General features: G+C 66.0%; 1 pseudogene. It reads left to right on the plus strand.

Going from position 1 to position 347, the window contains the following annotated elements:
- A pseudogene (locus KVS67_RS11690) lies at positions 1 to 347 on the plus strand (transposase); the annotation flags it as partial.

Here is a 347-nt window from a genome sequence, read left to right on the forward strand (position 1 = left end):
CCATGGTGGAGGCGATCATCTACCGATACAGGTGCGGAATCGCTTGGAGGGATCTGCCCGAGGTCTACGGGCCCTGGCAGACCGTGTGGACCTGGCATCGGCGCTTGGCCGAAGAAGGCACATGGGACACGGTGCTGGCCACGCTGACCGCCGCCGCTGACGCCGAAGGCCTGATCGATTGGTCGGTCTCGGTGGACTCCACGATCGCCCGCGCCCACCAGCACGCGACGAACATCACCCGCCTCACAGGGGGATGGGTCGAACTACAAGAATCCGCGTGAGGAGCCGGCCGATCACGGCATCGGGCGCTCCCGTGGCGGGCTGAGCACGAAGATCCATCAGCTCGT

The organism is Micrococcus sp. GbtcB5 (assembly GCF_019091605.1).
GTDB classification, from domain to species: Bacteria; Actinomycetota; Actinomycetes; order Actinomycetales; family Micrococcaceae; genus Micrococcus; species Micrococcus luteus.